The organism is Streptomyces sp. NPDC001890 (assembly GCF_042891445.1).
Taxonomy (GTDB): domain Bacteria; phylum Actinomycetota; class Actinomycetes; order Streptomycetales; family Streptomycetaceae; genus Streptomyces.
In genome coordinates this window covers 41,670-68,582 of sequence record NZ_JBIATE010000022.1, presented here as the reverse complement: position 1 = coordinate 68,582, position 26,913 = coordinate 41,670, and the positions used below count along the sequence as shown (strand labels likewise).

Here is a 26,913-nt window from a genome sequence, read left to right as displayed (position 1 = left end):
TCTCCGAAGACGGATACCCGGGGGCGCCGAAGTTCTCCTCACCGACGGCCCCGGGTATCGCGTCGCCCACGAACAATGTGAAATCGACGTGGCCGAATTTGGCCTGCTGATACGCAAAGCGAAGCTCGCGGCGTCCGACGGCCGTACGGCCGAGGCCGCGGAGATATTGCGCGGCGCCCTGGCGCTCTGGCGGGGACCCGTTCTGTCGGGCACCGGCGGCCCGGTCATCGAGGCGGCGTCGACCTCCATCGAGGAGCGCCGGCTGACCGCGGCGGAACAGCTCTTCGATCTCCACCTCGCACTCGGCGAGTCCGCCGAACTCGTCGTCGAACTGCGCGAACTGGTCCAGCAGCATCCCCTGCGCGAGTCCCTGCGCGGCCAGTTGATGATCGCCCTGTACCGGTCCGGGCGGCAGGCCGAGGCCCTGGAGGAGTACGGCAAGGTACGCGAACTCCTTGCCGAGGAACTCGGCATCGACCCCGGCCCCCATCTCACCAAGCTGTACGAGGGGATCCTGCGGGAGAGCCCCGAACTGGCCGGCCCCGAGCCGGCCGCCGCCCCCGTGGTGGCCGTGGCGCTGCCCACGGAACCCCCCAGCACCCTCCCGTACGACCTCGCGGACTTCACCGGACGGGACCGGGAGCTGGCCGAAATCCTGCGTGGTGCCGAGGCCGGCGGCGAGCAGGGCCCCCAGATCGTGGCCATCGACGGCATGGGCGGCTGCGGCAAGACCTCGCTCGCGGTACGCGCCGCGCACCGGCTGGCTCCCGAGTACCCGGACGGTCAGCTCCACATCGATCTGCGCGGACACACGCCGGGCGACCAGCCGGTGACCGCGGGCATCGCGCTGGACAGCCTGCTGCGTGCCGTCGGTGTCCCGGGCAACCTCATCCCCGACGACGTGCCCGCCCGCACCGCGCTGTGGCGTGCCACCCTCGTCGGCAAGCGGCTGCTGCTCCTCTTCGACAACGCGGCCGACGCCGCCGCCATCCGCCCGCTGCTGCCCGTCTCCCCCGGCAGCCTCGTCATGGTCACCAGCCGGGCCCGGCTGGTCGATCTGGACGGCGCCCGGTGGATCTCCATCGGGGTGATGCCGCCCGAGGACAGTGCGATGCTGGTGGCCGAGACGCTCGGTGCCCAGCGCGTCGCCGCCGAGCCCGAGGCCGCCGCGGAGATCGCCCGGCTCTGCGGCCATCTGCCCCTCGCCCTGCGGATCGCCACCGCCCGGCTGCGCAACCGCCCGCGCTGGACCCTCCAGTACCTGGCGGAGCGGCTGCGTGACGAGACCCGGCGGCTCGACGAGCTCAGCTCGGGCGCCCGCAGCGTCTCCGCCACCCTGCGCCTGTCCTACCAGGCCCTGGACGAGGAGTGCCGGAACGCGTTCTCGACGCTGGCCCTGCACCCGGGCAGCGACATGGACATCCATGCCGCCGGTGCGCTGCTCGGCTCGGGCGCCCGGGACGCGGAGGACCTGCTGGAGATGCTGCTCGACGTGCATCTCGTGCAGCAGCCGGAGATCGGTCTCTACACCTTCCACGACCTGGTCCGCAGCTTCGCGCACAGCCTGCTCGTCGAGTCCCCCGAGGACTCCGCGGCGGTGGAACGGCTGCTGGGCTACTACCTGACCGCCACCGAGGTGGCGTGCGATCTCCTCTATTCCGGGCGGCGCCGGCGCAGTACCGGCATCGAGCCCTCCAAGGCCGAACTGCCCGATCTCGGCACCCCCGGGACGGCGCGGAAGTGGTTCCTGCGCGAGCAGAACTCGATCCTCGCGGCGGTCACGCTCGCCGAGCGCCGGGGGCACGACCGCTATGTGGTGTGCCTGGCCCGCAATCTCGTCTTCCAGCTCAACGACCTGGGACTGCTGGAGGAGTTCGGTGAGCTGAGCCGGGTCGCGGTCGCCGCCGCCGGCCGGCTCCAGGACCTGGCGCTGCTGGGGGTGAGCCTGTCCAACCTGGGCGTCGCCTGCTGGAAGCTGGGCCGTCTCTCCGAGGGCCTCGAAGCCGCCCGGAAGAGCCGGGACGTGGCGGTCCGGCTCGGCGATCTGCACACCCAGGCACACAGCGAGAGCATCCTCGGCCAGTTCAACAGCCTGCTCGGCGACTTCTCCGCGGCCCTGGGCCACATGGAGACGGCGATCGCGCACGAACGGGACCTGGACATGCCGCGCGCGGAGGCCGAGAGCCTGACCATGCTCAGCACTCTCTACGAACAGTGGGGACGGTACGAGGAGGCGCGGGACGCGGCCCGGCGGTCGGCCGAACTGAGCCGGCAGCTGGGACAGCACGAGGGACTTCCCGGCGCCATCACCGATCTCGCCTTCGCCCATGTCGGCCTGGGCGCGTACGAGGAGGCCGACCGCTGTCTGGCGGAGGCCCGCGCGCTGTACGGGGACGCCGGGAACGAGGTGAACCTCGCCCTGACCCTGGCGTTGTCTGCCGATGTGGAGAACCGGCTGGGCCTGGCTCCGCGCGTCCCGGACCAGGCGGAGCTCGCCCTCGACATGATGCGGACCAATCCCTCGCCGCTGCGCCGGGCCAAGGTGGAGAACATCGTGGGCCGGCTGCGCCGCCGACAGGGCGATACGGCGGCGGCGCTCGCGCTGCACACCCATGCCCATGACCTCGCCTCGTCCCTCAGCTACCGCATCGAGCAGGCCTACGCCCTGGCGGGCATGGCCGACGCCCTCGGCGACACGCCGGATTCGGCGCGGTTCCGGGCGGAGGCCGAGCAGCTCTTCGACGGGATGGGCGTTCCGTCGGACCACCGGCGCAGCTGACGACCGGCCGCCGGCGCTCGGCCTGCTCCGGGCCCGACGCCAACGAGCCCCGCACCGTGGTCCGGCGCGGGGCTCGCGTGTCGAGGCGGTGGGCTCACATGACGGGGGACGTCGGGCCCTTGTCGTCGTCGGTGCCGGTGGTGCCGATGACCGTCGGGCCCTTGTCGTCGTCGGTACCCGTGGTGCCGATCACCGTCGGGCCCTTGTCGTCGTCGGTACCCGTGGTACCGATCACCGTCGGACCCTTGTCGTCCGTGATCGTCCGGGCGATGACGGTCGGGCCCTTGTCGTCGGCGAGCACGTGGGTACCGGCGATGGTCGGGCCCTTGTCGTCGTCGGTGCCCGTGGTGCCGATGACCGTCGGGCCCTTGTCGTCCGCGAGAACCTGCTGAATGCTCCGGGCGTCGTGCGCCTGCCCCGCCTCGACCGCCGTGCCGATACCGAAGGCCAGCGTCGCGGCGACGATCCCGAAGATTCCAGCAAGCTTGCGTCCCATTGTCCCGCCCCTAAGTGGTGTTTGTGAGGTTCTGCGGTGTTCCGCTTCCCGACACCACTGATGTTGCTGATCGGCGTTCCCGGTCCGTTCCTGCCCCGATACCGCCTCCGGGAACTGCCGCGGGAACGGACCGGAAGCCGCTCGTCCCGCTATTCCGCGTCGAGCTGGCAGGCAGCGACGCGGGGGCCGAGCGGGGTGAGGACCACACGCGTACGGGCCGTTCCCGACTCGTGGCCGGCCAGGTCGAGCAGCGATCTCACCAGGGAGCGGAGCACCGCGCGCTCCGTCTCGTCCAGGACCGCCGCGGGGGCACCGTCCCCGGGCGGCCACGTGACGATCCCGGCCACCGTGTGCATGCCGTTCTCGGTTCTGGTCTCGACGCTGAGCTGGGGCCCCTCCCAGGACTCCGGCGCGGTGTACGGGTGGGACTGGACACCGGACGCCACACGCTCGGCCCACCGTTCCACGGTGGACAGGTCCTGGAGGGCCTGGCGCAGTTCCGTCCCGTCGGGCGAACGATCCCTGGGGTCCTTCACGTGAGTACTCCTTCTGCAGACAACTACAGAAGGAGCCTTGCCTTCCCGGCTCCCGGTTCCCTCCCGATCCGTTCCCGCTTCCTTCCCGTTCCCGCGTTCGCGAAGGGAACGCAGCGGTAATCGGCCGCCGCATGATGACCCCGTTCGATTCAGACAGGGATCCGTGGTGATCCGCAGAGGACGCGACATCCTGGGGGATTGAGGCGTGGCAACCACACCGTTCGACGGCTCCGGCACCGTGTGCCGGATGCCGGTGCACAAGGGATCCGGGTCGTGATGGGCACCCGGATATCAACGGACATTCCCGGCCGTTTCTCGGGAATGGGCCCCTTTCTCCTCGTCTGGTCCGGTCAGGCGGTGTCCCTGGCGGGCAGCGCGGCGGTCCGGTTCGCCTTCATCGTCGAGGTCTGGTCGGCCGGCGGGAGCGCGACCGCCGTCACCATCCTGTCGTTGTGCGCCATGCTGCCGCAGGCCCTGTTCAGCCCCGTTGCGGGCGCAATCGTCGACCGTATACCCAAGCGCTCCGCGCTCCGGATCGCCGATGCCGGCGGGCTCCTCGTCGTGGGCACCCTGGCCCTGCTCCACTATCTCGGCGCCTTCCATGCCTGGCAGGTCTATCCGGCCACCGTGCTGCTCGGCATCTGTGCCGCCTTCCAGTTCCCGGCCCTGTCCTCGGCCGTTCCCCTCCTGGTCCGCAAGGACCAACTGGACCGCACCAACGGGCTGTTGGCCGGCGCGAAGAGCGCCGCCGGGATCGGCGGCCCCGCACTGGGCGGTCTGCTCGTCACGCTCTTCGGGATCGGCCCGACGCTCCTGGTCGACCTGGCCAGCTACGCGTTCGCCCTGATCGGCATCCAGATCGTGCGTTTCAACGGCGACCGGGTGACCAAGAACCCCGACGCGCCGCGCCGGCGGATCACCGCCGATGCCGTCGAAGGGCTGCGCTACCTGTTCCGGGTGCCCAGCCTGCGCGATCTGATCGTCAACTTCTGTGTCGTCAACCTCGTGATGGTCTTCGGCTTCGCCCTCATCTCACCGATGGTGCTGCTGCGGGCCGGCAACGGCGCGCTCGCCGCGGTCAACACCTCGGTCGGCATCGGCGGAGTGGCCGGTGCCCTGCTCATGGCCGCCTGGGGCGGACCCGCGAACCGGGGCCGGGGCATGATGATCGGCATCGTCGGCATGTGCCTGTCCGCCCTGGTGGTGATGGGCCTGATGGACACCGTGACCGGCTGGTGCCTGGCCATCCTGGTCGGTGCCCTGCTCATGACGGTGGTCAACGCCTCGATGCAGACGATCGTGCAGACCAAGGTCCCCCACGCATGGCAGGGCCGGGTGTTCGGCGCGGTGATGTTCCTGTCGCAGATCTCCGTGCCCCTGGCGATGGCGGTCTCCGGGCCGCTCGCCGACCACGTCTTCGAACCGATGGCCGCCCGGGGCTCCGGGCTCTTCACCGTGCTCGGTCCCCTCGTCGGCGACGGTCCGGGCAGCGGCATGGCGGCCATGTTGTTCCTGGCCGGTATCGGCGGGACCGCGGTCGCCCTGTGGGGCCTCGCCAGCCGCTCGATCAGGGACATCGACACCCTGCTCCCCGACCTCGACGCACCCGAGGACCCGGTCGAGCAGGGCGAGCGCCTGGGAGGTGAGCGGGATGAGGTGCGTGCATGAACTGTTCGAGGAGCAGGCGGCGCGGACGCCCGGCGCGACGGCGCTGATCGACGGCGGCGAACGGATCGACTACGCCGGACTCGACGACCGGGCCGACCGGTTGGCGGGCCTGCTGGCCGCGCGGGGCATCCGGCCCGGCGACACGGTCGGCGTGTACCTGGAGCGCTCCGCCGCGCTCGTCGTGACGGTCCTCGGCATCCTCAAGGCCGGCGCCGGCTATGTGATGCTCGACCCCGGTTTCCCCGCCGAACGGCTGCGCGCGATGGCCGAGGACGCCGGGACCGCCGTGGTCGTCACGGCCCGCGACACCGCGTCCGGGGCGCTCGGCCTGGCCCGGGTGCACATCGAGGACGCCGCCGGGGCGCGGCCGCTGCCGCGCGGCTCCGTCCCGGTCCGGCCCGACGACATCGCCTGCGTGATGTTCACCTCCGGTTCGACCGGGCGGCCCAAGGGCATCTCCGCGCCGCACCGGGCGATCGGCGCCACCCTCACCGGGCAGAGTTTCGCGTCCTTCGGCCCCGGCGCGGTCTGGCTCCAGTGCGCCCCGCTGTCCTGGGACGCGTTCGCCCTGGAGCTGTGGGGGCCGCTCATGAACGGCGGGACCTGCGTACTGCACCCCGGCCGGCGTCCCGACCCGTTCCTGATGGCCCGGCTCGTCGCCGAGCACGGCATCACCTCCATGTACCTCTCGGCGTCCCTCTTCAACGTCGTCGTCGACGAGTACCCGCAGGTGATGGACGGCTTGCGGGAACTCGTGGTGGGCGGCGAGGCCATGTCGGTGCCGCACGCGGCGCGCGCCCTGGAGCGCCGGCCGGAGCTGCGGCTGAGCAACGGCTACGGCCCCGTCGAGTGCATGGTGTTCCTGACCGTCCACCCGGTGAGCGCCGCCGAGCTCGGTACGGGCCCGGTGCCGATCGGCCGGCCGCTGGCGGGCAAGCGGCTGTACGTCCTCGACGAGGAGCTCCGTCCGGTGGCGGACGGGCGGACCGGTGAGATCTACGCCGCCGGGGCGGGCCTGGCCCGCGACTACTGCGGGCGGCCCGTGCTGAGCGCCGAACGCTTCGTCGCCTCCCCGTCCGGTGAGCGCGTCTACCGCACCGGTGACCTCGGGCGGCGACGTGCCGACGGCGTCCTGGAATATCTCGGCCGGGCCGACAGCCAGGTGAAGATCCGGGGCTTCCGGGTGGAGCCGGGCGAGGTCGAGAGCGTACTGACCCGGCACCCCGGCATCGACCGGGCGGCCGTCGTGGCCCATGAGCACCCGGCCGGCGACCGCCGGCTCATCGCGTACGTCGTACCGGGCGGAGGTGGCCGGCAGGGCTTCCGGGAAGCGGAGTTGCGTGCCCACGCCCGCGAGGTGCTGGCCGACTACCTGGTCCCGGCGGTCTTCGTACCACTGGACGAACTGCCGCTGACCCCCAGCGGAAAGCTGGACCGGGCCGCCCTGCCCGGGCCCGGAACCGCGACGGCCGCCACCGGCCGGGCGGCGGCGAGCGGCACCGCGGCCACCTTGTGCGAGCTCTTCGCCCAGGTGCTGCACACCGAACGGGTCGGCCCGGACGACGACTTCTTCGCCCTCGGCGGCCACTCCCTGCTCGCCGCCCGGCTGCTGGGCCGGATCCGTACCGCGCTCGGCGTCGAGATCGACATCCGGGGGCTCTTCGAGGCGCCCACCCCCGCGCTCCTCGCCCCGTTCATCGACACCGCTCCCCCGGTGCGCCCCGCGCCGGGTGCCGCGCCCGGCGACACCTCCGGGACGCTCCCGGTGTCGCACGCGCAGCACCGGCTGTGGTTCCTGGACCGGATCGGGGCCGGTGCCGCCTACAACCTGCCGATGCTGGTCCGGCTGCGGGGTGCGGTCGACGCGGCCGCGCTGGACGACGCGCTGGCCCTGGTCGCCGGGCGTCACGATGTGCTCCGCACCGTCTTCGAGGAGTGCGACGGCTCGCCCGTACGCCGGGTGCTGAGCGGGGCGGCCGCACGTCCTGTGTTCCGGCAGCTGCGGATCACCGGGGACACGATGGACCGGGAGATCGAGCGGGAGGCCCGGCACCGCTTCGACCTGCGGACCGAACTCCCGGTGAGGGCGACGCTGTTCACCTCGCTGGAGCGGCCGGACGAGCACGCGCTGCTGGTGCTGGTCCATCACATCGCCGGGGACGGGTGGTCGCTGCGGCCGCTCTTCCGTGATCTCTCGCGCGCCTACGGGGCCCGGGTCCACGGCACGGACCCGGCCGGGCTCCCCCCGCTCGCCGTCCCGTACGCGGAGCACGCCCGTCACCAGCTGGAGCGGCTCGGCTCGCCGTCCGATCCGCACGCGCTCGCCGCCCGTCAGCTCACGTACTGGCGCAAGGAACTGGACGGGCTGCCGGCCGACGGCCCGCTGCTGCCGCGTCGTGCCGGGCGCCCCGCCGTGCCCGGTCCGGACGCGCGGGTCGTGGTGCGCCGGCTCGACGCGGCGGCGCACGCCCGGGTGGTGGAGTCGGCCCGCGCCCGGGGCGCCACGCTCTTCATGGCCCTGCACGCCGCGCTGGCCACCGTGCTGGTGCGGGCCGGTGCGGGCGAGGACCTGGCCATCGGCGCCCCGGTGGCCGGACGCGCCGGCGACGCCGGCGTCGAGGACGTCGTCGGGTTCTTCGTCAACATGCTGGTGCTGCGCACCGATCTGTCGGGCGACCCCACCGCGGCCGAGGTGCTCGCCCGGGTGCGGGAGACGGACCTCGCCGCGTTCAGCCATCAGGACGTGCCGTTCGAGGACGTGGTCGGCGCGCTCAACCCGCCGCGGACCCCGGGCCGTCAGCCGTTCACCGATGTGGTCCTGGCGCTGCAGAACAACGCACGGGCCGAGGTCACGCTGCCCGGTGCCGAGCAGGGCGTCGAGGTCGTGCGCACCGGCGCCGCCCGGTTCGAACTCCTGGTGGACGTCACCGACTCCACCTCGGACCGGGGCGCGCCGGACGGGCTGACGCTGACGTTCGAGTACCGCGGGCAGGCGCTGGAGGCGGAGTTCGTCCAGTGGCTCGCCGACGCGCTCCCCGAGGCCCTGGAGGCTGCCGCTGCCGCCCCCGGCACCCCCTTGTCGCGGCTGGGCCCGACCGCACCGCCGCGGCGGGCCGGTGAGAGCGACCGGATCGCGGTACCGGTCCGGCGCCGGTCCGCCCCGCAGCGCCCGATGACCGCGCTGGAAGAGGAGATCGCCGCCGTGTGGTGCGAGGTCCTCGGTGTGTCGAGCGCCGGCCCGGACGACGACTTCTTCGCCCTCGGCGGCAACTCGCTGCGCGCCGTGCGCGCGGTGGCCCGGCTCGGCGCCGGACGGCAGTTGACCGTGGCCCAGCTCTTCGCCGCGCCCACGGTCGCCGCCTTCGCCGTCGAACTGGAACGGGCGGTCGCCCTCCCCGCGCCCGCCACCGCCTCCCCCATCCCGCGCCGCCCCCGGGTGCCGCGCCGTCCGCAACCCCAGCCCCAGACCGGCAGAAAGCAGGAGGAGTCGCAGTGGACCTCAGTGTGATGTTCTTCGGTGCGGACAGCACCACCGCCGGTGGGACCCGGCACACCGAGACGTACGAGGACATCCTCGCCGTGGCCCGTACCGCCGACCGGCTGGGGTTCCACGCCGTCTGGACCCCGGAGCGCCACTTCCAGCAGGTGGGGCAGGTCTTCCCGAGTCCTCCGGTGCTCAGCGCGGCACTCGCCGTCGCCACCGAGCGGATCGGGATCCGCGCGGGCAGCGTCGTCCTGCCGCTGCACCACCCGCTGAGCGTGGCGGAGGACTGGGCGGTCGTGGACAACCTCTCGCACGGCCGGGTCGGACTCTCCGTCGCCACCGGCTGGCACTCCAAGGACTTCACGCTGGCCCCCGAGCGGTACGAGGACCGCCGGCGGACCGCCCTGGAGACGATCCCGCGGCTGCGTTCGCTGTGGGCGGGCGAGCCCGCCGAGTACCCAGACGGCACGGGCACCCCGGTCTCCGTCACGCCCCAGCCCCGCCCGGTGCAGGACACCTTGCCGCTGTGGATCACCACGTCCGGCAACCCGGAGACCTGGGAGGCGGCCGGACGGCTGCGTGCCGGAGTGCTCGGCGCGACCGTCGGGCAGAGCCGGGACGAGCTGGCCGAGAAGATCGCCCGCTACCGCACCGCCTGCGCCGAGGCCCCCGACCAGCGGGGCACCGACGCCCACGGGCGGGTCACGCTGATGGCCCACACCTACGTCGGCACCGACGACGCGGAGGTCCGCCGGATGGCGGGCGCGCCACTCAAGACCTATCTCGCCTCGTACGTACGCCAGACCGCGGCGAACCGCGCCGCGGACGCCACGACCGCGGGCCTCACCGAGGAACAGACCGCGATGCTCGCCGACTTCGCGTTCGAGCGCTATCTCAGCTGGGGCAGCCTGCTCGGCTCCCCGGGCCACTGCGCCAAGATGCTCGCCGATCTGGCGGAGCTGGGCGTCGACGAGGTCGCCTGCTTCATCGACTTCGGCATCGGACGGGACGACGTACTGGCCGGGCTGCACCGGCTGGCCGAACTGAAAGAGAACCTGTGATGAGCGCCCCCACCGTTTCGCGCACCGTCCCGGTCGCGGCATCCCCCTCCATGGCCGACCGGTTCGTGGCACTGGGCCGGGAACAGCGGGTCCGTCTGCTGCGTCGTCTGCTGGAGGCGGGGCGGGCCCGCGAGATACCCGCGGTGATACCGCCGCGCGACCCGGCCCGCCGGGTGCCGCTCAGCCCCGCGCAGCACGACCTGTGGGTGTACGACTCGCTGTATCCCGGTACCCCCGCGCTCAATCTGTGCGCCGCCTACCACTTCGAGCGGCCCGTCGACCCGGCGCATCTGGAGGCGGCGCTGACGCTGATCCAGCGTCACCACGACATCCTGCGGACCCGGATCGTGACGGACCCGTCGGGCGAACTGCATGTCGAGTTCCCCGACGACGGGCCCTTCGACCTGGAGCGCGAGGATCTGCGGGGCACCGGCAGAGCGATCGACGAGGCGTTCGAGACCTTCCGCAGCCGCCCCTTCGACCTCGGCCGGGACAAGCTGATCCGGGCCCGGTTCGTCCGGGTCGACGAGCGGCGTTCCACACTGATGCTGAGTCTGCACCACACCATCAGCGACTGGTGGTCGTTCGACGTGCTGCAGAACGAGTTCGCGCAGGCGTACGGCGCGCTGCGCGACGGGCTGGAACCGCCGCTGACCCGCCCGGCCGTGCAGTACGCCGATTTCTCGTCCTGGCAGAGCGAGTTGGCGGAGTCGGGGGTCTTCGCGAGCCGGCTGGACTTCTGGCGGCGCTATCTCGCCGACCCGCCCGGTCCGCTGACCGTGCCGGGCAGCACCGGCGGTGTCACCGGGGGTGAGGACATCGCTCAGGTGCCCTTCCACATCGACGCACCGACCACCGCCGCCGTGCGGGCCCTGGCCCGGGAGCGCGGCGCCTCGGTGTACGTCGTGCTCATGGCCGCCTTCGCCGTCCTGGCGCACCGGGTCAGCGGCGCCGAGGACCTGGTGATCGGCACCCCCATCGCCAACCGCGCGGCCAAGGGGCTCGACCAGGTCATCGGCTATGTCATGAATGCCGTGCCGACCCGCTGGAAGGTGGACGCGGACCGGTCCTTCGCCGATCTGCTCGCCGGGTTCGCGGTCGACTTCCCTGATCTGATGGCCAACGCGGACGTGCCGGTGGGCCGGATCGTGTCGGCCGCCGCGCCCGAGCGCAGCGCGGGCCGGGCCCCGCTGTACCAGTGGGTGTTCATGCACCTGACGCAGCAGCCGAGCGTCTCGGTGATGAAGGAGTTCGCGGAGCCCGAGCGGATCCACACGGGCGGCGAACACGACCTGGTCGGCGTGATGAAGGACAGCGGTGACGGGATGGAGGGCAGCTTCGGGCTGCGCACCGATGTCTTCAGCCCCGCGACGGTGGCCCGCTGGACGCAGTGCTACGTCGAGTTGCTGAAGCGGATCACCGCCGATCCGGCCGCGCTCATCGGGGACATCGACGTGGTGCCGGCGGCCATGCGCGGTGAGCTGCTCGCCGGTTCCGCCGGGCCCGTCGCCCCCGCCGCCGTCCCGCTGCCCGAGCTGGTGACCCGGCAGGCGGCCCGCACACCGGACGCGCCTGCCGTCGAGTCCCCGGGGTACACCCTGAGCTATGCCGGACTGGACGACCGGGTGGCCCGGTTGGCCGGACAGCTGGTGCGCCGGGGGGCCGGTCCCGGGCGGATCGTGGCCCTCGCCCTCCCCCGCGGCAGCGACTGGCCGGTGGCGGCGCTGGCCGTGCAGCGCGCCGGCGCCGCCTATCTGCCGGTCGACCCCGCCCACCCGGCCGAGCGCATCCGCCGGGTCCTCGCCGAGGCCGCGCCGGTGCTCCTGGTCACCGAACCCGGCGCCGCACCGCTGGACACCGGTGTGCCGGTCCTGGTCCTCGACGAGGACGCCTGGGCCGGGGAGCCGCTGCCGCCGGGCGGTCCCGGACTCCACGACACCGCCCATGTCATCCACACCTCCGGCTCGACCGGCGCCCCCAAGGGCGTCGTGGTCAGCCATGCCGGGGTGGCCGCGCTCACCCGGTCCATGGTGGAGGGCGTCGCGCTGGACGCGGGCAGCCGGGTGCTCCAGCTCGGGCCGCCCTCCTTCGACATCTCCGTCGGCGAACTGTGTCTGGCCTTCGGCTCCGGCGGAACGCTGGTGCTGCCGCCCCGGGGCCCGCTGGTGGGCGAGGAACTGGGGGCGGTGCTGAGCGGGCGGCGGATCTCCTGCGCGTTCGTCCCGCCGTCGGTGCTCGCGACCGTGCCGGCCGGACCGCATCCGGAGCTGCGCGCCCTGGTCGTCGGCGCGGAGGCCTGCCCGCCGGAGCTGGTGGCCCGCTGGGCCGTCGCGGGGCGGCGGTTCCACAACGCGTACGGGCCCACCGAGTCGACCGTCGTCTCCACCGTCTCACCGCCGCTGGACGCCGATGGCACGGCGCCGCCGATCGGCACACCGGTGGCGGGCACCACCGCCTACCTCCTCGACGAGCGGCTCCGGCCGGTGCCCACCGGGGCGGGCGGTGAGCTGTATCTGGCGGGTGACGCGCTCGCCCGGGGCTACCTGGGGCGTGCCGCGCTCACCGCCGAGCGGTTCGTCGCCGACCCCTACGGTCCGCCCGGCAGCCGCATGTACCGCACCGGCGACCTCGCCCACCGCGACGACCACGGGAACACGTACTACCTCGGGCGCGGTGACGAGCAGGTGAAGCTGCGCGGGCTGCGCATCGAGCCCGGTGAGGTCGCCGCCGCCCTCGCCGAACACCCCACCGTGGAACGGGCGGTGGCCGTCGTACGGCACGACCGGGGCAGCACGGCGCAGCTGGTCGCGTACGTGGTGCCCGCGCCGGGAGCGGCGGTCGACGAGGACGGGCTGCTGCTGCACGCCGCCGGGCGGCTGCCCGCGGCCATGGTCCCGGCCGCCGTGGTGGCGCTGGACGCGCTGCCGTTGTCGTCGCACGGCAAGCTCGACCGGGCCGCCCTGCCCGCACCCGCCGCCCGGACCACGGACACCGTCCGGCTGCCCGGGTCGGCGCGCGAGGAGGTGCTGTGCGGGCTCTTCGCGGAGCTGCTGGACGTCGAACAGGCCGGCGTCGACGACGACTTCTTCCGGCTCGGCGGCGACAGCATCATGGCGATCCAGCTCGCCGCGCGGGCCCGGTCGGCCGGTCTGGTCCTCTCGCCGCACGATGTGTTCACCGTGCGCACCCCGGCCCGGCTGGCCGTGCTGGCCCGTACGCCCGAGGACGACACCCAGGAGGCGGAGGACACCGGGACCGGGCGGCTGCCGCTCACCCCGGTGATGCACTGGTGGCTCGAACAGGTCCGGGACACCGCCGCGTTCACCCAGTCCATGCTGTTCCCCCTGGGCTCCGGCACCGGACTCGCGGCGATCGAGGAGGCCCTCTCCGTACTGACCGCGCGGCACGCGGCGCTGCGGATGCGGCTGGTGCGCGGGGACGACACCGGCTGGGAGCTCCAGGTGCCCGAGGAGGGCGAGCCGTGCGGTGCGCGGGCCGTCCGGGTGGCCGTGCCCGCGGACGCCGACCTGCACTCCCGGGCGACCGAGCTCGCACGCACCGTCACCCTGCGCCCCGAGGACGGCGAGATGGTGCGGGCCGTGTGGCTCGACCCCGGCCCGGCCCGGCCGGGCGCCCTGCTGCTGACCCTGCACCACCTGGCCGTGGACGGGTTCTCCTGGCGGGTGCTCGGTCAGGAGCTCGCCGCAGCACTGGACGGCGGACCCGGCAGCGACTCCGCACCCCCGAAGAGTGCCTCCTTCACCCGGTGGGCCCGGCTGCTCTCCCAGGAGGCCGGACTGCGACTCAGCGAACTCCCCTGGTGGGAGCGGCAGTTGGCGGACCATACGGCCCGGCTCACCGATGGCCGGGCGGTGGAAGGCCGGCGGGAGACCGTCACCTTCGATCTGGATCCCGGGCTCACCCGCAGTGTGCTCCTCACCCTGCCGGGCGCCTTCAACTGCCGCCCCGACGCGGTGATGCTGACCGCCCTGACCGCCGCGGCCGTCCAGCGGCGCGGCACCGGTTCCTCGCTCGTCGTCCATCTGGAGGGCCACGGCCGCGAGGCCGTCTCCACCCCGGTCGACGTGTCCGGCACCGTCGGCTGGTTCACCACGCAGTACCCGGTCCGCCTGGACATCGGTGCGGCGGCGGTGGCGGCCGGCGGTCAGCCGGGGGAGGCCCTGAAGTGCGTCAAGGAGCAGCTGCGGGCGGTGCCCGCCGGCGGGCTCGGCTGGGGTCTGCTGCGCTACCTCCACCCGGAGACCGGTCCGGCACTCGCCGCGCTCCCCGCCCCCGATGTCCGCTTCAACTATCTGGGCCGGTTCGCCGGGACCGACACGGCGGGCGGGCGGCTGCTGGAATCCGGCCCGGACGCCGTGCCGCTGGCGCACGCCCTGGAGGTGGATGTGCTGGCCCGCGAGGAGCACGGTGAGTCCGTGCTGGAGGCGAGCTTCTCCTACCCGTCCGGGGTGTTCACCGAGGACGAGGTGCTCGCCCTGGCCGGGGCCTGGTCCGAGGCGCTCGGGGTCCTCGCCGAGCACTGCGGGCCGGACGGCGCGGCCGCCCACGCCCCGTCCGACTTCCCGCTCGTCGACCTGACCGGGGACCAGCTCGAACTGCTGGCGCGGGAGATGGACTTCGGCGACCTCGACGCCGCCGACGAGGAGGGCCTGCGATGAACGCGCGCATCGCGGACGTGCTGCCGCTCTCCCCGCTCCAGGAGGGCCTGCTGTTCCACTCCGCCCGGCAGACCGAGGGCCCGGACCCGTACCTGGTGCAGGCGCGCTTCCGGATCGGCCCTGCGATCACCGGGGACACCGTACGGGCCTCGGTCGCCGCGCTCCTGGACCGGCACCCGAATCTGCGCGCCTGCTTCCGGCACGAGCGCCTGGACCGGCCGGTCCAGGTCGTGCCGAAGTCGGTCGGGGTGCCGTGGACCGAGGTGGACCTGACGGGTCTCACCCCCGACGAGGCGGCCACGCGGACCGAGGAGGTACTGCGCGAGGACGCGGCGCTGCGCTTCGACGTGGCCCGCCCACCCCTGGTCCGTGCCACGTTCCTGCGGCACGGCACCGGCGCCGAACTGATCGTGTCCTTCCACCACATCCTGCTGGACGGCTGGTCGATGCCGGTCGTCGAGCGGGACCTCGAAGCCCTCGTGGCGGGCCGGCCGCTGGAGCCCGCCGCGCCCTACCGGGACTACCTGGTGTGGCTGGGCGGTCAGGACCGGCAGAAGGCCGAAGCCGCGTGGTGCGAGTCGCTGGAGGGCCTGGAACGGCCCGCGCTGCTGGCCCCGGCCGGACCTGACACGGCGCCCGACCGTTCGCGGCTGTGGCTGACCACCGGCCTCACCGAGCGGCTGGTCCGGCGGGCCGCCGGGGCGGGCGTCACCCTCAACACCCTGGTCCAGGTCTCCTGGGCGCTGGTCCTGGCCCGGCTGACCGGCTCCCGCGACCTGGTCTTCGGGGCGGTCGTCTCGGGGCGCCCGCACGACCTGCCAGGTGTCGAGTCCATGCTGGGCCTGTTCATCAACACCCTGCCGGTACGGGTCCGGCTGCGCGACGGCGAGCGGGTGGACGAGCTGCTCCGCCGGATCCAGGACGAGCAGTCCCGGCTGCTGGAACACCACCACGCCCGCGCCGCCGAGGTGCAGCGCGCCGTGGGGGCCGGTGAGCTCTTCGACTCGGTCATCGCCTTCGAGAACTTCCCGCGCGGTCTTGGCGGCGACGACGGTCCCGGTGCCGTCCGCCTGGTGAGCGTGAACGACGCGACGCACTACCCGGTCACGATCGCGGCGGTCGCCGAGGACCGGCTGCTGCTGTCGGTGAGCTGCCGCCGGGGCATCCCGGCGACCGCGGTCACCGAGCGCCTCGCGCACGTGCTGGAGCAGCTGGCCGGCTCGCCGCGGACCCCGGTGGCGGACATCGACGCCCTGCCCGTGGCGGAGCGGCACCGTCTGCTGGCCCTGGCCGACGGCCCGGCCCGCACCCCCGCCGGACCCGCCACGCCGACCGGGCGGTTCACCGACCAGGTGGCCCGCACCCCGGACGCACCGGCTGTCGACGCCGACGGCGAGACGCTCAGTTACGCCGGGCTCGACGCCGCTTCGGACCGGCTGGCCGGCCACCTGGTCCGGGCCGGGGTGGTGCCCGGAGACACCGTGGCCCTGCTGCTGCCCCGCTCGGCGTCCGTGGTCGTGGCCCAGCTCGCGGTCCTCAAGGCGGGCGCCTGCTGGCTCCCGCTGGACCCGGCGCACCCGGCACGGCGGCTGGCCCGGCTGATGGCGGCGGCGAAGCCCGCCCTCGTCCTCACCGAGGGGACGGACCCGGCCGCCGCCCGACTGCCGGCCGGTGTCGCGGTGCTGGACATCACCGAGGCGTCCGGGGACGCGCCCTTCGACCGGGTCGACAACCAGCCCGGGGCCGCCGCCTGCGTGATCTACACCTCGGGCTCCACCGGAGAGCCCAAGGGGGTGGTCGTCCCGCACCGGGCGATCGCCGAACTCGCCGCCGACGGCCGTTTCGCGGGCGGTGCCCACGACCGGGTGCTGCTGCACAACCCGTACACGTTCGACGCCTCGACCTACGAGGTGTGGGTCCCGCTCCTGAACGGCGGGACCGCGGTCGTGGCCCCCGCCGAGGCGGTCACCCCCGAACTGCTGGAGCGGGTGGTACGGGAACGGCGGGTCACCGCGCTCATGCTCACCCCCGAACTGCTGCGCACCGTCGCGGAGATCGCGCCCGGCGCGCTGTCCGGACTCCGCGAGGTGTGGTCCGGCGGCGACGTCCTGGCGCCGGACACCGTGCTCCGGATCCAGGAGCACTGCCCGGACACGGTGGTCGTCAACGGCTACGGCCCCACCGAGACGACGGTGTTCGCCACCGCGCACACGGCCACCGGCCGGTCCGCGGGCCGTCTGGTGGCCGTCCCCATCGGGCGCCCCCTGGACAACACCCGCGCCCATGTCCTGGACGCCCGGCTGCGCCCCGTCCCGGTGGGCTCCACCGGTGAGCTCCACATCGGCGGCAGCGGTCTCGCCCAGGGATACCTCGGGCGGCCGGCCGCCACCGCGGAGCGGTTCGTCGCCGATCCGTACGGGCCGCCCGGCAGCCGCATGTACCGCACCGGGGACCTGGCCCGCTGGACGGCGGACGGCGTCCTGGAGTTCGCGGGCCGGGCCGACGACCAGGTCAAGGTGCGCGGCTTCCGGGTGGAGCCCGCCGAGGTCGAGGCCGCGCTGACGGGCTGCCCCGGCGTGGCGCGGGCCGTGGTCGGCGCCCGGCGGGACGCGGCGGGCGGCAAGCTGCTGGCCGCCTGGCTGGTGCCGTCCGGGGGCGGGGGCGGGGAGGAGCAGTGGCGACGGACCCTCGCCGGGGTGCGGGCCCATGCCGCCCGGCAGCTGCCCGCGCACCTGGTGCCGTCCCTGTGGGCCCGGATCGACGAGGTGCCGCTCACCCGCCACGGGAAGGCGGACCGGGCCGCGCTCCCCGACCCCGGGGCCACCGGGGAACCGGTGGCCCACCGGGCGCCGCGCACCCCGCGCGAGCGGGCGCTGTGCGCCCTGTTCGGCACGGTGCTCGGGGTCCCCGCGGTCGGGCCCGACACCGACTTCTTCCAGGCGGGCGGCCATTCGCTGACCGCGCTGCGCCTGAAGTCGAAGATCGAGACGGTGCTCGGCGTACGGATCCCGCTGTCCGCGCTGTTCGACGCGCCCACCCCGGCCGGTCTCGCCGCCCGGCTCGACGCGCCGCCGACCGCCGACGGCCCCGCCGCGCGGACACCGCTGCGCCGCACCCGCGAACGCCCCGGGTCGGCGGCCGCGCCGGACGGGCCGCACCACAACAGCCTGGAGCATGTGCTCACCCTGCGGACCGGCGGCGACCGCACCCCGCTGATCTGCGTGCACCCGGGGCTCGGGCTCAGCTGGTCGTACGTGAACCTGCTGCCGCACCTCGCCCCGGACCGCCCGGTGCACACCCTGCAGAGCCCGGCGCTGCTGACCGGGGCCGGTCGACTTCCGTCCACCATGGGCGAGATGGCGGATCTGTATCTGCGCAGTGTGCGTGAGCTCCGGCCGCACGGACCGTATCTGCTGCTGGGCCGGTCCTTCGGCGGTCCGCTCGTCCACGAGATCGCGGTGCGGCTGCGCCGGGCCGGCGAGGAGGTCGGGATGCTCGCCGTGGTGGACGCCATGCCGATGCCGGAAGGGATCAGGGGCACACCATTGGACCCGGCCGCTGTCGAGGACGAGATGCTGCGCATCCTGCACCGCTCCCATGCGCCGGAACTGCCTCTGCCCAATGGTCCGTTGGACCGTTCCACGTTGTTCGCCCAGGCCCGCGCGGACACCTTCGACGGTCTTTCCCCGGCGCAGCTCCACACCCTCGTCGACACCGGGGTTCATCACACCCGGCTCGTGCGGGACTGGAATCCGTCCCCCTACGACGGAGCGACGACGCTCTTCTCCGCGACGCACGACGACTGGCCGACGACGGCCGAGAAGACCGGGGCCTGGCAGCGCGTGACCGCCGCGCTCGATGTGCACGAACTGGACTGCGGTCACAGCGACGTACTCACTCCGGGCCCGGCGGCCGAGATCGCCGCGGTCCTCGAAACCGCCCTCCGAGGGGACTGAGAACCATGACCGTCGACTCCGTCGAGCTCATCGACCTCTATGCCGGGGAGGGCTGCGGGGACGAGGAGTACGAGTTCCCCGCCTCCGACGCCCAGAGCCGTCTGCTCGTCCTCGACCAGCTGAATCCGGGGTCCCCCCAGTACAACGTGCCGGTCGCCTTCGCGGTGCACGGCCCTTTCGACACCGCCGCGTTCGGCCGCGCGCTGGACGCGCTGGTCGCCCGCCACGAGGCGCTGCGGACCGTGTTCCGGACCGCCGACGACGGCACCCCGGCGCAGCGCGTCTCGGCCCTCGGGCGGGTGCGGCTCACCGTCCGGCGGGACGTGCCGGCCGCCGAAGCGGAGGCATTGGTGCGCGCCGAGGCCGCCCTCCCCTTCGACACCGCCGCGGGTCCGCTGCTGCGCTGCACCGTGTACGCCGTGGCGGACGGCAGCCACCGGGTGCTCCTCGTCGCCCATCACCTGGTCTGCGACGGCTGGTCGCTCGGGCTGATGCTGGACGAGCTGTCCGAGGGGTACCGGCACGAGGCCGGGGGGATGGCGTACCGGCCGGCCGAACCCCCGCTCCAGTTCCCCGACTACGCGGCCTGGCAGCGGGAGCGCGCCGCGGACGGCGCGTTCGAGGCGGCCGTGGAGCACTGGACCGACCGGCTGCGCGGCGCGCCCACCACCATGGAACTGCCGCTGGACCGCCCGCGCCCGCCGGTCCGTACGGCCTCGGGCGGCACCGAGCGCTTCCTGCTCGGGCCCGAGGTCAGGGAACGCCTGGCCGAGGTGGCGGCGGCCTCGGGCGCCACCCCGTTCATGACGATGTTCGCCGCGTACGCCGCGTTCCTCTCCCGGCTCTCGGGCGGCGAGGACCTGGTCGTCGGCTATCCGTCGTCGGGGCGCGAACGGCCCGAACTCCAGGAGATGGTCGGGATGCTGACCAACACCCTGGCGATGCGGGTGGACCTGTCCGGCGACCCGTCGCTCGACGAGCTCACCCGCCGCGTCCGGGCCTCGATGCTGGCGGCACAGCCCTACCAGGACGCGCCGTTCGAGGCGGTGGTCGACACCCTGGCCCCGGTCCGTGAGACCAGCCACGACCCGGTGGTGCAGGTGGCGCTCAGCTACGAGGACGAGGCGGCGTCACAGCTGCGGCTGACCGGCGCCACCATCGAACGGCTCCCGCTGACGCTGGACACCGCGAAGTTCGACTTCCACCTGTTCGTGGAGCGGTGGGACGCGGGCCTCGCCGCCCAGTTCATCTACCGCAGCGAGCTGTTCGACGCCGCGACGGTCCGCCGCTGGACGGAGAACTTCCGCACGCTGCTGGCCGGGCTCCTCGCGGACCCGTCCGCACCGCTGTCCCACGTGGAGCTGGTGCCGGCCGACGAGCGGCGCCGCACCCTCGCCGGCGCGGACCGCCTCGCCGAGGCGGCGCCGCTGGACCGCCTGGTGCCCGACCTGATCGCCGACCGGGCGGCCGAACGCCCCGATGCCACCGCTCTGGTCTGCGGCGACCTCCGCCTCAGCTACGCCGAACTGCTCTCCCGGGCCGACGCGCTGGCCGCCCGGCTGCGCGCCGCCGGGGTGCGGCCCGGCTTCCGGGTCGGTCTGCTCCTGCCCCGCTCGGCCGACCAGGGCATCGCGGCGCTCGCCGTGCTGCGCGCGGGCGGCGCGTACGTACCGCTGGACCAGGCCCACCCGGAGGCCAGGCTCCGCCACATGCTGGACAGTTCGGGCACCGGGCTCCTGCTGACCTCGCGGGAGACCGACGGGAAGGCGGCGGGCCTGGAGGTGCCGTGCATCCGGGTCGACCGGCCGGCCGTCACGGACCCCGTCGTACCGGGGGCCGTCACGAGCGGTGGGACGCCGGCCCCCGAGGACCTCGCCTACGTCCTGTTCACCTCGGGCTCCACCGGCGTCCCCAAGGGTGTCGCCATCGAGCACCGGGCGCTGATCAACCTCACCCGGGCGGTCCGCCACTCCTTCCCGGTGAACGCCGACGACCGGGTATTGCAGTTCGTGTCGTTCGGCTTCGACGTCGCCGTCTCCGACCTCTTCTTCCCCTGGGTGGCCGGAGCGGAGCTGCACGTCCCGGGCGAGGACGAACGGATCGGCGAGGCCCTCCTGGACCGGCTGCGGGACTCCCGCATCACCTATGTGTTCCTGCCGCCGTCCGCCGCGATGCTGCTGCCCGACCTGACCGGGCAGCTGCCCGAACTGCGGACCGTCGCGGTCGGCGGCGAGGCGTGCCCGGCCGAGCTGGTGGAGCGGCTCGACGCGCCCGGACGGCGGATCGTGAACGCGTACGGCCCCAGCGAGGTGACCGTCTACGCGACCACCGGGGATCTCTCCCCCGGTGAGCCCGTGGTGCTCGGCGGCGCCGTGCCCGGGGCCCGGGTCTATGTGCTCGACGAGCGGCTCCGGCCGGTCCCCGCCGGGGTCGCCGGTGAGATCTACGTGGCGGGTGCCTCGCTGGGGCGCGGCTACATCGGCCGCCCCGCCCTGACCGCCGAACGGTTCGTCGCGGACCCGCACGGCGCACCGGGCACCCGGATGTACCGCACCGGCGACCTGGGCCGGATCGACGCGCGGGGGCTCATCCACTACCTCGGGCGCTCCGACCTCCAGGTCAAGCTGCGCGGCGTACGCGTCGAGCTCGGCGAGATCGAGACCCTGCTGGCCGGTGCGCCGGGCGTCGCCCTGGCGGCGGCCACCGTCCGCGGCACGGGCACCGCTCAGCGGCTGGTGGCGTACGTGGTGGGCCGGGACGGGGCGGCGCCCCCGGACGCGGAGCTGCGCGCCCATCTCGCCCGGCGGCTGCCGGGATCCATGGTGCCCGAGGTGTTCGTGCGGCTGGACGAGATGCCGCTCAGCAGCAACGGCAAGATCGACCGGGCCCGGCTGCCGGAACCCGCCACCGTGCGGTGCCGGCCGGACGGGTCGACCACCGTCGCGGGCACCCCGACCGAGCAGCTGGTGGCCGGCCTGTGGGCCCGGGTGCTCAACCTCGAACTCGTCGCCGTCACCGACCACTTCTTCGACCTGGGCGGCAACTCGATCCGGCTGCTGAGCGTCCTGTCCGCCCTGCGCGAGATGGGTACGTACGGCGAACTCGGCCTGGTCGACCTGTTCCGTCACCCCACCGTCAGCGCCCTGGCCGCCCACTTGGACCGGGCGGCCCTCGGGGCCGCCGCCGGGGCTCCGGCCACCGCTCCTCCCGCCGACACGGCCGCCGCGCGCGGCGGTGACCGGCATGCACGACGCACCGCCGCCGCACGCCGACTCAACGACCGGAAAGGCTCCACACGATGACCGAGAACGCAAGCGCCGCCGAGCCCCTCGCAGCCGACTCCGCGATCGCGGTCGTCGGGATGAGCGGGCGCTTCCCCGGCGCCCCCGACCTGGAGACCTACTGGGAGAACCTGCTCGGCGGGCACTGCTCGGTGAGCGACTTCACCGAGGAGGAGCTGATCGCCGACGGCGCCGACCCGCAGGAGGTGCGCGGCCGCGACCACATCCCGGCCAAGGGCCATCTCGCGGACGCGGACCGCTTCGACGCGGAGCTGTTCGGCTTCAACCGCACCGAGGCCGCGGCCCTGGACCCCCAGCACCGGCTGCTCCTGCAGACGGCCTGGTCCGCGCTGGAGGACGCCGGCCGCAGCCCGCTGGGCGGGCAGGCCCGTACCGGCGTGTACGTCGGCGGCGGCCCCACCGAACACATGCTGGCCGCGCAGACCGACCCCCGGCTCGCCGCGTCCCTCGGGGCGCTCCAGGTGCGGATCCTCACCGACCGCGAGTTCCTCGCCCCGTGGATCTCCTACCGGCTGGGCCTTGAGGGCCCGAGCCTGACGGTGCAGACGGCCTGCTCGACCTCGCTGACGGCGGTGCACCTCGCGGTGCAGTCCCTGCTGCTCGGCGAATGCGACACGGCGCTGGCCGGGGGCGTCGCCGTGGACACGGTGCGCAAGCGGGGCTACGTCCACCAGCAGGGCGGCATCTACTCGCCGGACGGCCGCTGCCGGCCCTTCGACGAGCGGGCCGGCGGGACCGTGCCCGGCAACGGGGTGGGCGTGGTGGTGCTGCGCCGGCTGTCCGACGCACTCGCCGACAACGACCCGGTCAGGGCGGTCATCCGGGGCAGCGCCGTCACCAACGACGGTGCCACCAAGGTGGGGTTCACGGCGCCCGGCGTCGACCAGCAGACCGCCGCGATCGTGGAGGCCTGGACGGCGGCCGGTCTCGACCCGGCCGATGCCCAGTACCTGGAGGCGCACGGCACGGCCACCGCGCTCGGCGACCGTATCGAGGCGGCGGCGGCCACCGCCGCGTTCAAGGGGGCGCTCGGCACCGGGCGGATCGGGATCGGCTCGGTGAAGTCGAACATCGGTCACCTGGACGCGGCGGCGGGCGTGGCCGCGCTGATCAAATCGGTGCTCATGCTGGAGCACGCGACGCTGGTGCCGAACGCCGACGCCGGCCGCCCGCACCCCGAACTGGGCTTCGACGACTCGCCGTTCCACCTGGTCGGGCGGGCGGCCGACTGGCCGGAGCCGGAGCACGGTCCCCGGCGGTCCGGGGTGAGCTCGGTCGGTATCGGCGGCACCAACGTGCACGTGGTCCTGGAGGAGGCGCCGCGGCGCGTCGACGCCGGACGGCCGGAGAACGGGGGCGCGCCGGAGGTCCTGCTGCTGTCGGCCCGTACCCGGGAGGGCCTCGCCGCGGTGGCCGAGCGGCTGGCCGGGGCGCTGCGGGCCCCGGGCGCCCCGTCGCTCGCCGATGCCGCGCACACGCTCCGCGTGGGCCGTGCCCCGCTGGCCGTGCGTGGCTATGTGCGGGCCGAGGACCGGGCGCAGGCGACGGAGCTGCTGGCCGAGCTGGCCTCCGGCGGTGCGGTGGGGCTCGGCGGGCCCGACCCGCTCGGCGAGGCATGGCTGGCGGGTGAGCAGGTGGTACGGGAGGGGACCGGCCGACGGGTCGCGCTGCCGACATACCCCTTCGCCGGTGAGAGCCACGGCGCGTACCGCCTCGTACCCGTCGCGCCGCTCGCACCGGGCGGGGAGCAGCCGGAGCCGGGTGGCCGCTCCGCGGACCTGGAGCGGGACGTCCGCGCGCTGATCGCCGAGGCACTGGGGCTGGAGGACGCCGACGATCCGGAGATGACGTACTTCGCGGCCGGCGGCGACTCCCTGACCGCCGTCCACCTGGTCGGCTGCCTGCGGGACGACTTCGACCTCGATGTCCCGATCACGCTGTTCCTGGAGCAGCTGACGCTGCACGAGATGGCCCGCCGGATCGTAGCGGCGCGAGACGGCGACGACTCCCTGGACGCCCTGCTCTCGGAGTTCGAGGCGGAATGAGTGACGTGGCACAGGGCCTGGGCCCCGACCCCCGGAAACCTCCGGGGAGTCGGGGCCCAGGCCCTGTGCCACGCACGGTGTCAGACGCCCGTGCGCGCCGTCCGTCCGGGCACGTGCGCGGCGATGAGATCCGCGACGCGGGGCAGGTGGTCGCCCAGGAAGAAGTGCCCGCCGGGCAGTACGTGCCGCTCGAAGGGCCCTTCGGTCTCCCGTTCCCACACCTGTACGGCGTCGACGGCGACCCGGGGGTCGTCGTCGCCGGTCAGCGCGATGACGGGGCAGCGCAGCGGCGGCCCGGGAACGTGGACGCGCCGGGTCAGCATGGCGTAGTCGGCGCGCAGCGGCGGCAGTGCGAGTTCGAGGATCTCCGGTTGGGTCAGCAGCTCCTCGTCCGTGCCGGACAGCAGCCGCATCTCCCTGATCAGGTCGTCGTCCCCGGGCGGTTCGGGCAGCCGTACGCGCCGCGGCAGCGAAGGGGCCTCGCTGCCCGAGACGAACAGCGCCGCGGGCTCCCGCCCCGCTGCCGCGAGGCATCGTGCGGTCTCGTACGCCAGGAGCGCGCCCATGCTGTGGCCGAACAGAATCAGCGGCCGGCCGCCGTTCGCGGGGAGCGAGGCCAGTACCGCGTGCACGACATCGCCGAACCGTTCGGCGAACGGTTCGGCGATGCGGTCGTGCCGCCCGGGGTACTGCACGACCAGTGCTTCCGCGACCCCCGCGACCTGCGTCGACAGCGGGACGTAGGCACTGGCCGAACCACCTGCGTGCGGGAAGCACAGCAGCTGTGCCGCGGCGTCGGGGGCCGGGCGGAAACACCGTGTCCAGTTGTCCACGACATCCCTTCTCTCATGTTCTCGGTCCGGCCGTGGGCCGGCTCCGTGAACGGTATCGGCTCATGGTGCGGCGGCGATCCAGTTCTCCAGTTGTTCGCGGGTGGTCGCCGGGTCCGCGACGAGAACGGCGAGTTCGTTGTCGCGGGGTTCCAGTGTCGTCAGGGCCGGGCAGCGGTGGCAGGCCTCGACACCGGCCTGGTTCCACCACTTGCAGTGCGGGCGGAGGTGGCACCGCGGCACCGCGGCCGGACCGGGCTCGGCCGGTACGGTCGTGACGCGTTCGATCAGCCCACAGGCCTCGCCGACCCGGTTCGCGCAGTCCGACACGCAGTGCGAGGCGAACCGCAGCACCCGGTTGGGGGCGATCCCCTCCGGAATGCTGCCGAGAACATCGGCGGCGGGTACGGGCTCGGCCAGGTAGGCGACCTGGCCGTGCTCCCCGGACCGCACGCCGAGAACAACGCTCTCCGGGCGGCTCGCGTCGCCGCTCGGACACCATCTGAGGGGGCTTTCCTGCCCGTCCCGGGCAAGGTCCGCAGTGCTGTCCACGGTGCTCACCTCCGATTCGTCAGCAGGAACGCAGGCTGGTCGGGTTGATCACTATGCCGCCGATGACGCCGTCGGTGACGGCGCCCTTCTGCTGCTCGGCCGCGACCGCCTGCGCGATGCTTCTGGCGAGCTGCTCCTGGCTGGTGATCCGCTCCGGACGCTCGGCGGCGGCAGCACCGGTGGTGCCGCCCACCGTGACGAGACCGGCAACGAGGGCTGCGGCGGCGGCCGCGGTACGCATGCTGTTGTTCATCCCTGTCCTCCATGGCATCGGTGATGGCTTGCAGGACACGACGCTAGGGTCCGCGGCCCGCCGCGATCGGCAGTTGCGGCGGCGGCTCGGAGGCTTGTTCCACGGCTTGCGGGGCTTGTTCCACGGGCTCGGGGGCCTGTTCCACGGCCTGCGGGCACCGGTCCGCCCGCTGGTTGCCCAGGGGTCGCGGCGTCAATAGCATCGCCGGTATGTCGTCAAGCCCCCAGCGGAAGCGGATCCGGAAGTCACCGTCGGACCGGCGTGCGGAAATCGTCGCCGCGGCGGCCGCCGTCGCCCTGTCCGAAGGGCTGGAGTGCATCACGCTGCGCCGGATCGGCGAGCAGCTCGGCGTACGCCCCGGTCTCATCAGCCACTACTTCCCGGCGGTCGAGGACCTCGTGGCCGAGGCGTTCGGCACCGCCGCCCAAGCCGAGCTGAACACGCTGCTCCCGGCGGAGCCGGTGGCGAAGTCGCCCACGGACCGGCTCGCCCGCTTCTTCGCGCTCGCGACGGGCCCGGCGTACGACGACATCAGCCGGTTGTGGATCAATGCCCGGCACCTCAGCCGCTACCGCCCCGCGCTCCGCGACCGGGTCGGCCACCAGGAGGCCCTCTGGCGGGGCCGCCTGGAGGACCTCGTCCGTGACGGCGTCCGCTGCGGCGAGTTCCGCACCGCCGACCCGTATGTGACGACGATTCAGATCCTGGTCGTCATCGACGGCCTCGGCGCCCACGCCAATACCGAGGCCGCCGACCGCCCCGAGGCGGTCAAGCGGATGGCCGTCAGCACGGCCGAACGCGAACTCGGCCTGAAGGACGGCACCCTCACCGGGCGCGGCGCCGCGCTCGACGCCGAGCGCGGCGACGACCCCGCGGACCCGACCGAGGTGTCAGAGGCGGCTCGTAGAGTCCTGCCATGAGCGACTCGGCGAACAGAACACCCCGCACGACCGCCACTCCCGACCCCGTCGTGGTGGAGGGCGGGCCACTGCCCATCGACATGGCGGCCGCCCGCCGGGTCGCGGAGGCGATGCGCGTCACGCTGTCCGATGCCTGCCGGGCCGCCGGGGTCGCGGACGACAGCGGCTGGCTGACGGAGTACGCCCGGCCGGACTTCGACAGCTTCCAGGACTTCGTCGCGGGACTGCGCGACGATCCCGATCCCGACCACGTGCCGCTGATACCGCAGTTGTGCGGGCGCCTGCTAAGGGCTCTCCCGTAATCCCTGGTGGATCAGCGTGCGGCGTCGGACGCGGTGCATCGCAAGGCGGA

The 26,913-nt window shown here is 73.8% G+C and carries 15 protein-coding genes; 10 read left to right on the top strand and 5 right to left on the bottom strand.

Annotated elements, in window-relative coordinates:
• The first annotated feature begins 88 nt into the window (after positions 1 to 88).
• Entirely contained in the window at positions 89 to 2,779 is a 2,691-nt protein-coding gene (locus tag ACFYY1_RS34395) for a BTAD domain-containing putative transcriptional regulator (RefSeq protein WP_388592535.1), read from the top strand.
• Positions 2,780 to 2,873: 94 nt separating this feature from the next.
• Here the strand turns inward: ACFYY1_RS34395 and ACFYY1_RS34390 are convergent, their stop codons facing one another.
• Together ACFYY1_RS34390 and ACFYY1_RS34385 are read right to left on the bottom strand one after the other, a co-directional pair.
• Positions 2,874 to 3,275, bottom strand: coding sequence for a hypothetical protein (locus ACFYY1_RS34390; protein WP_388592532.1), 402 nt, complete (start codon positions 3,273 to 3,275; stop codon positions 2,874 to 2,876).
• A 149-nt stretch (positions 3,276 to 3,424) separates the two neighbouring features.
• A complete protein-coding gene (locus tag ACFYY1_RS34385; RefSeq protein WP_266735474.1) occupies positions 3,425 to 3,811 on the bottom strand; it encodes a hypothetical protein in 387 nt (128 codons plus the stop codon).
• Positions 3,812 to 4,132: 321 nt separating this feature from the next.
• On the opposite strand from ACFYY1_RS34385, the gene ACFYY1_RS34380 reads away from it, so the two are divergent.
• The 7 genes from ACFYY1_RS34380 to ACFYY1_RS34350 are packed head-to-tail and all read left to right on the top strand — an operon-like array spanning position 4,133 to position 24,006.
• On the top strand, positions 4,133 to 5,479 hold the full coding sequence (locus ACFYY1_RS34380; RefSeq protein ID WP_388592530.1) for an MFS transporter: 1,347 nt from the start codon (positions 4,133 to 4,135) through the stop codon (positions 5,477 to 5,479).
• Positions 5,472 to 8,987, top strand: coding sequence for an amino acid adenylation domain-containing protein (locus ACFYY1_RS34375; protein WP_388592528.1), 3,516 nt, complete (start codon positions 5,472 to 5,474; stop codon positions 8,985 to 8,987). Before ACFYY1_RS34380 ends, ACFYY1_RS34375 begins: the two co-directional genes overlap by 8 nt.
• Complete coding sequence (locus ACFYY1_RS34370; protein ID WP_388592527.1) at positions 8,972 to 10,024, top strand: MupA/Atu3671 family FMN-dependent luciferase-like monooxygenase; 1,053 nt, start codon at positions 8,972 to 8,974, stop codon at positions 10,022 to 10,024. The genes ACFYY1_RS34375 and ACFYY1_RS34370 overlap by 16 nt, the downstream gene beginning before the upstream one ends.
• Positions 10,024 to 14,703, top strand: coding sequence for an amino acid adenylation domain-containing protein (locus tag ACFYY1_RS34365; protein ID WP_388592525.1), 4,680 nt, complete (start codon positions 10,024 to 10,026; stop codon positions 14,701 to 14,703). The genes ACFYY1_RS34370 and ACFYY1_RS34365 overlap by 1 nt, the downstream gene beginning before the upstream one ends.
• Entirely contained in the window at positions 14,700 to 18,659 is a 3,960-nt protein-coding gene (locus tag ACFYY1_RS34360) for an amino acid adenylation domain-containing protein (protein ID WP_388592523.1), read from the top strand. The genes ACFYY1_RS34365 and ACFYY1_RS34360 overlap by 4 nt, the downstream gene beginning before the upstream one ends.
• 5 nt (positions 18,660 to 18,664) lie before the next feature.
• The gene (locus ACFYY1_RS34355) at positions 18,665 to 21,961 is read left to right on the top strand and encodes an amino acid adenylation domain-containing protein (protein WP_388592522.1); all 3,297 of its coding nucleotides are present in this window, start codon (positions 18,665 to 18,667) and stop codon (positions 21,959 to 21,961) included.
• Positions 21,958 to 24,006 carry a beta-ketoacyl synthase N-terminal-like domain-containing protein gene (locus ACFYY1_RS34350; protein WP_388592520.1) on the top strand — a complete coding sequence of 683 codons (2,049 nt, stop codon included), beginning with the start codon at positions 21,958 to 21,960 and terminating at the stop codon, positions 24,004 to 24,006. Before ACFYY1_RS34355 ends, ACFYY1_RS34350 begins: the two co-directional genes overlap by 4 nt.
• Before the next feature lie 80 nt (positions 24,007 to 24,086).
• Here ACFYY1_RS34350 and ACFYY1_RS34345 read toward each other — a convergent pair whose 3' ends face one another.
• From ACFYY1_RS34345 to ACFYY1_RS34335, 3 genes are read right to left on the bottom strand one after another with little or no spacing between them, the layout of a single operon-like run.
• Entirely contained in the window at positions 24,087 to 24,839 is a 753-nt protein-coding gene (locus tag ACFYY1_RS34345; protein ID WP_388592518.1) for a thioesterase II family protein, read from the bottom strand.
• Between the two features lie 60 nt (positions 24,840 to 24,899).
• Positions 24,900 to 25,388, bottom strand: coding sequence for a hypothetical protein (locus ACFYY1_RS34340; protein WP_388592516.1), 489 nt, complete (start codon positions 25,386 to 25,388; stop codon positions 24,900 to 24,902).
• A 19-nt stretch (positions 25,389 to 25,407) separates the two neighbouring features.
• Positions 25,408 to 25,641 carry a hypothetical protein gene (locus ACFYY1_RS34335; RefSeq protein ID WP_266735490.1) on the bottom strand — a complete coding sequence of 78 codons (234 nt, stop codon included), beginning with the start codon at positions 25,639 to 25,641 and terminating at the stop codon, positions 25,408 to 25,410.
• Between the two features lie 209 nt (positions 25,642 to 25,850).
• On the opposite strand from ACFYY1_RS34335, the gene ACFYY1_RS34330 reads away from it, so the two are divergent.
• Both ACFYY1_RS34330 and ACFYY1_RS34325 read left to right on the top strand, forming a co-directional pair.
• Positions 25,851 to 26,561 carry a TetR/AcrR family transcriptional regulator gene (locus tag ACFYY1_RS34330; protein WP_388592515.1) on the top strand — a complete coding sequence of 237 codons (711 nt, stop codon included), beginning with the start codon at positions 25,851 to 25,853 and terminating at the stop codon, positions 26,559 to 26,561.
• Positions 26,558 to 26,863 (top strand): hypothetical protein, encoded by a 306-nt coding sequence (locus ACFYY1_RS34325; RefSeq protein WP_388592513.1) that lies wholly within the window; start codon positions 26,558 to 26,560, stop codon positions 26,861 to 26,863. Before ACFYY1_RS34330 ends, ACFYY1_RS34325 begins: the two co-directional genes overlap by 4 nt.
• Positions 26,864 to 26,913 lie beyond the last annotated feature (50 nt).

Coding starts and splice junctions, on each gene's coding strand:
- ACFYY1_RS34390 (WP_388592532.1), bottom strand. CDS start 3,275: ATGGGACGCAAGCTTGCTGGAATCTTCGGGATCGTCGCCGCGACGCTG.
- ACFYY1_RS34380 (WP_388592530.1), top strand. CDS start 4,133: ATGGGCCCCTTTCTCCTCGTCTGGTCCGGTCAGGCGGTGTCCCTGGCG.
- ACFYY1_RS34365 (WP_388592525.1), top strand. CDS start 10,024: ATGAGCGCCCCCACCGTTTCGCGCACCGTCCCGGTCGCGGCATCCCCC.
- ACFYY1_RS34360 (WP_388592523.1), top strand. CDS start 14,700: ATGAACGCGCGCATCGCGGACGTGCTGCCGCTCTCCCCGCTCCAGGAG.
- ACFYY1_RS34355 (WP_388592522.1), top strand. CDS start 18,665: ATGACCGTCGACTCCGTCGAGCTCATCGACCTCTATGCCGGGGAGGGC.
- ACFYY1_RS34350 (WP_388592520.1), top strand. CDS start 21,958: ATGACCGAGAACGCAAGCGCCGCCGAGCCCCTCGCAGCCGACTCCGCG.
- ACFYY1_RS34335 (WP_266735490.1), bottom strand. CDS start 25,641: ATGAACAACAGCATGCGTACCGCGGCCGCCGCCGCAGCCCTCGTTGCC.
- ACFYY1_RS34330 (WP_388592515.1), top strand. CDS start 25,851: ATGTCGTCAAGCCCCCAGCGGAAGCGGATCCGGAAGTCACCGTCGGAC.
- ACFYY1_RS34325 (WP_388592513.1), top strand. CDS start 26,558: ATGAGCGACTCGGCGAACAGAACACCCCGCACGACCGCCACTCCCGAC.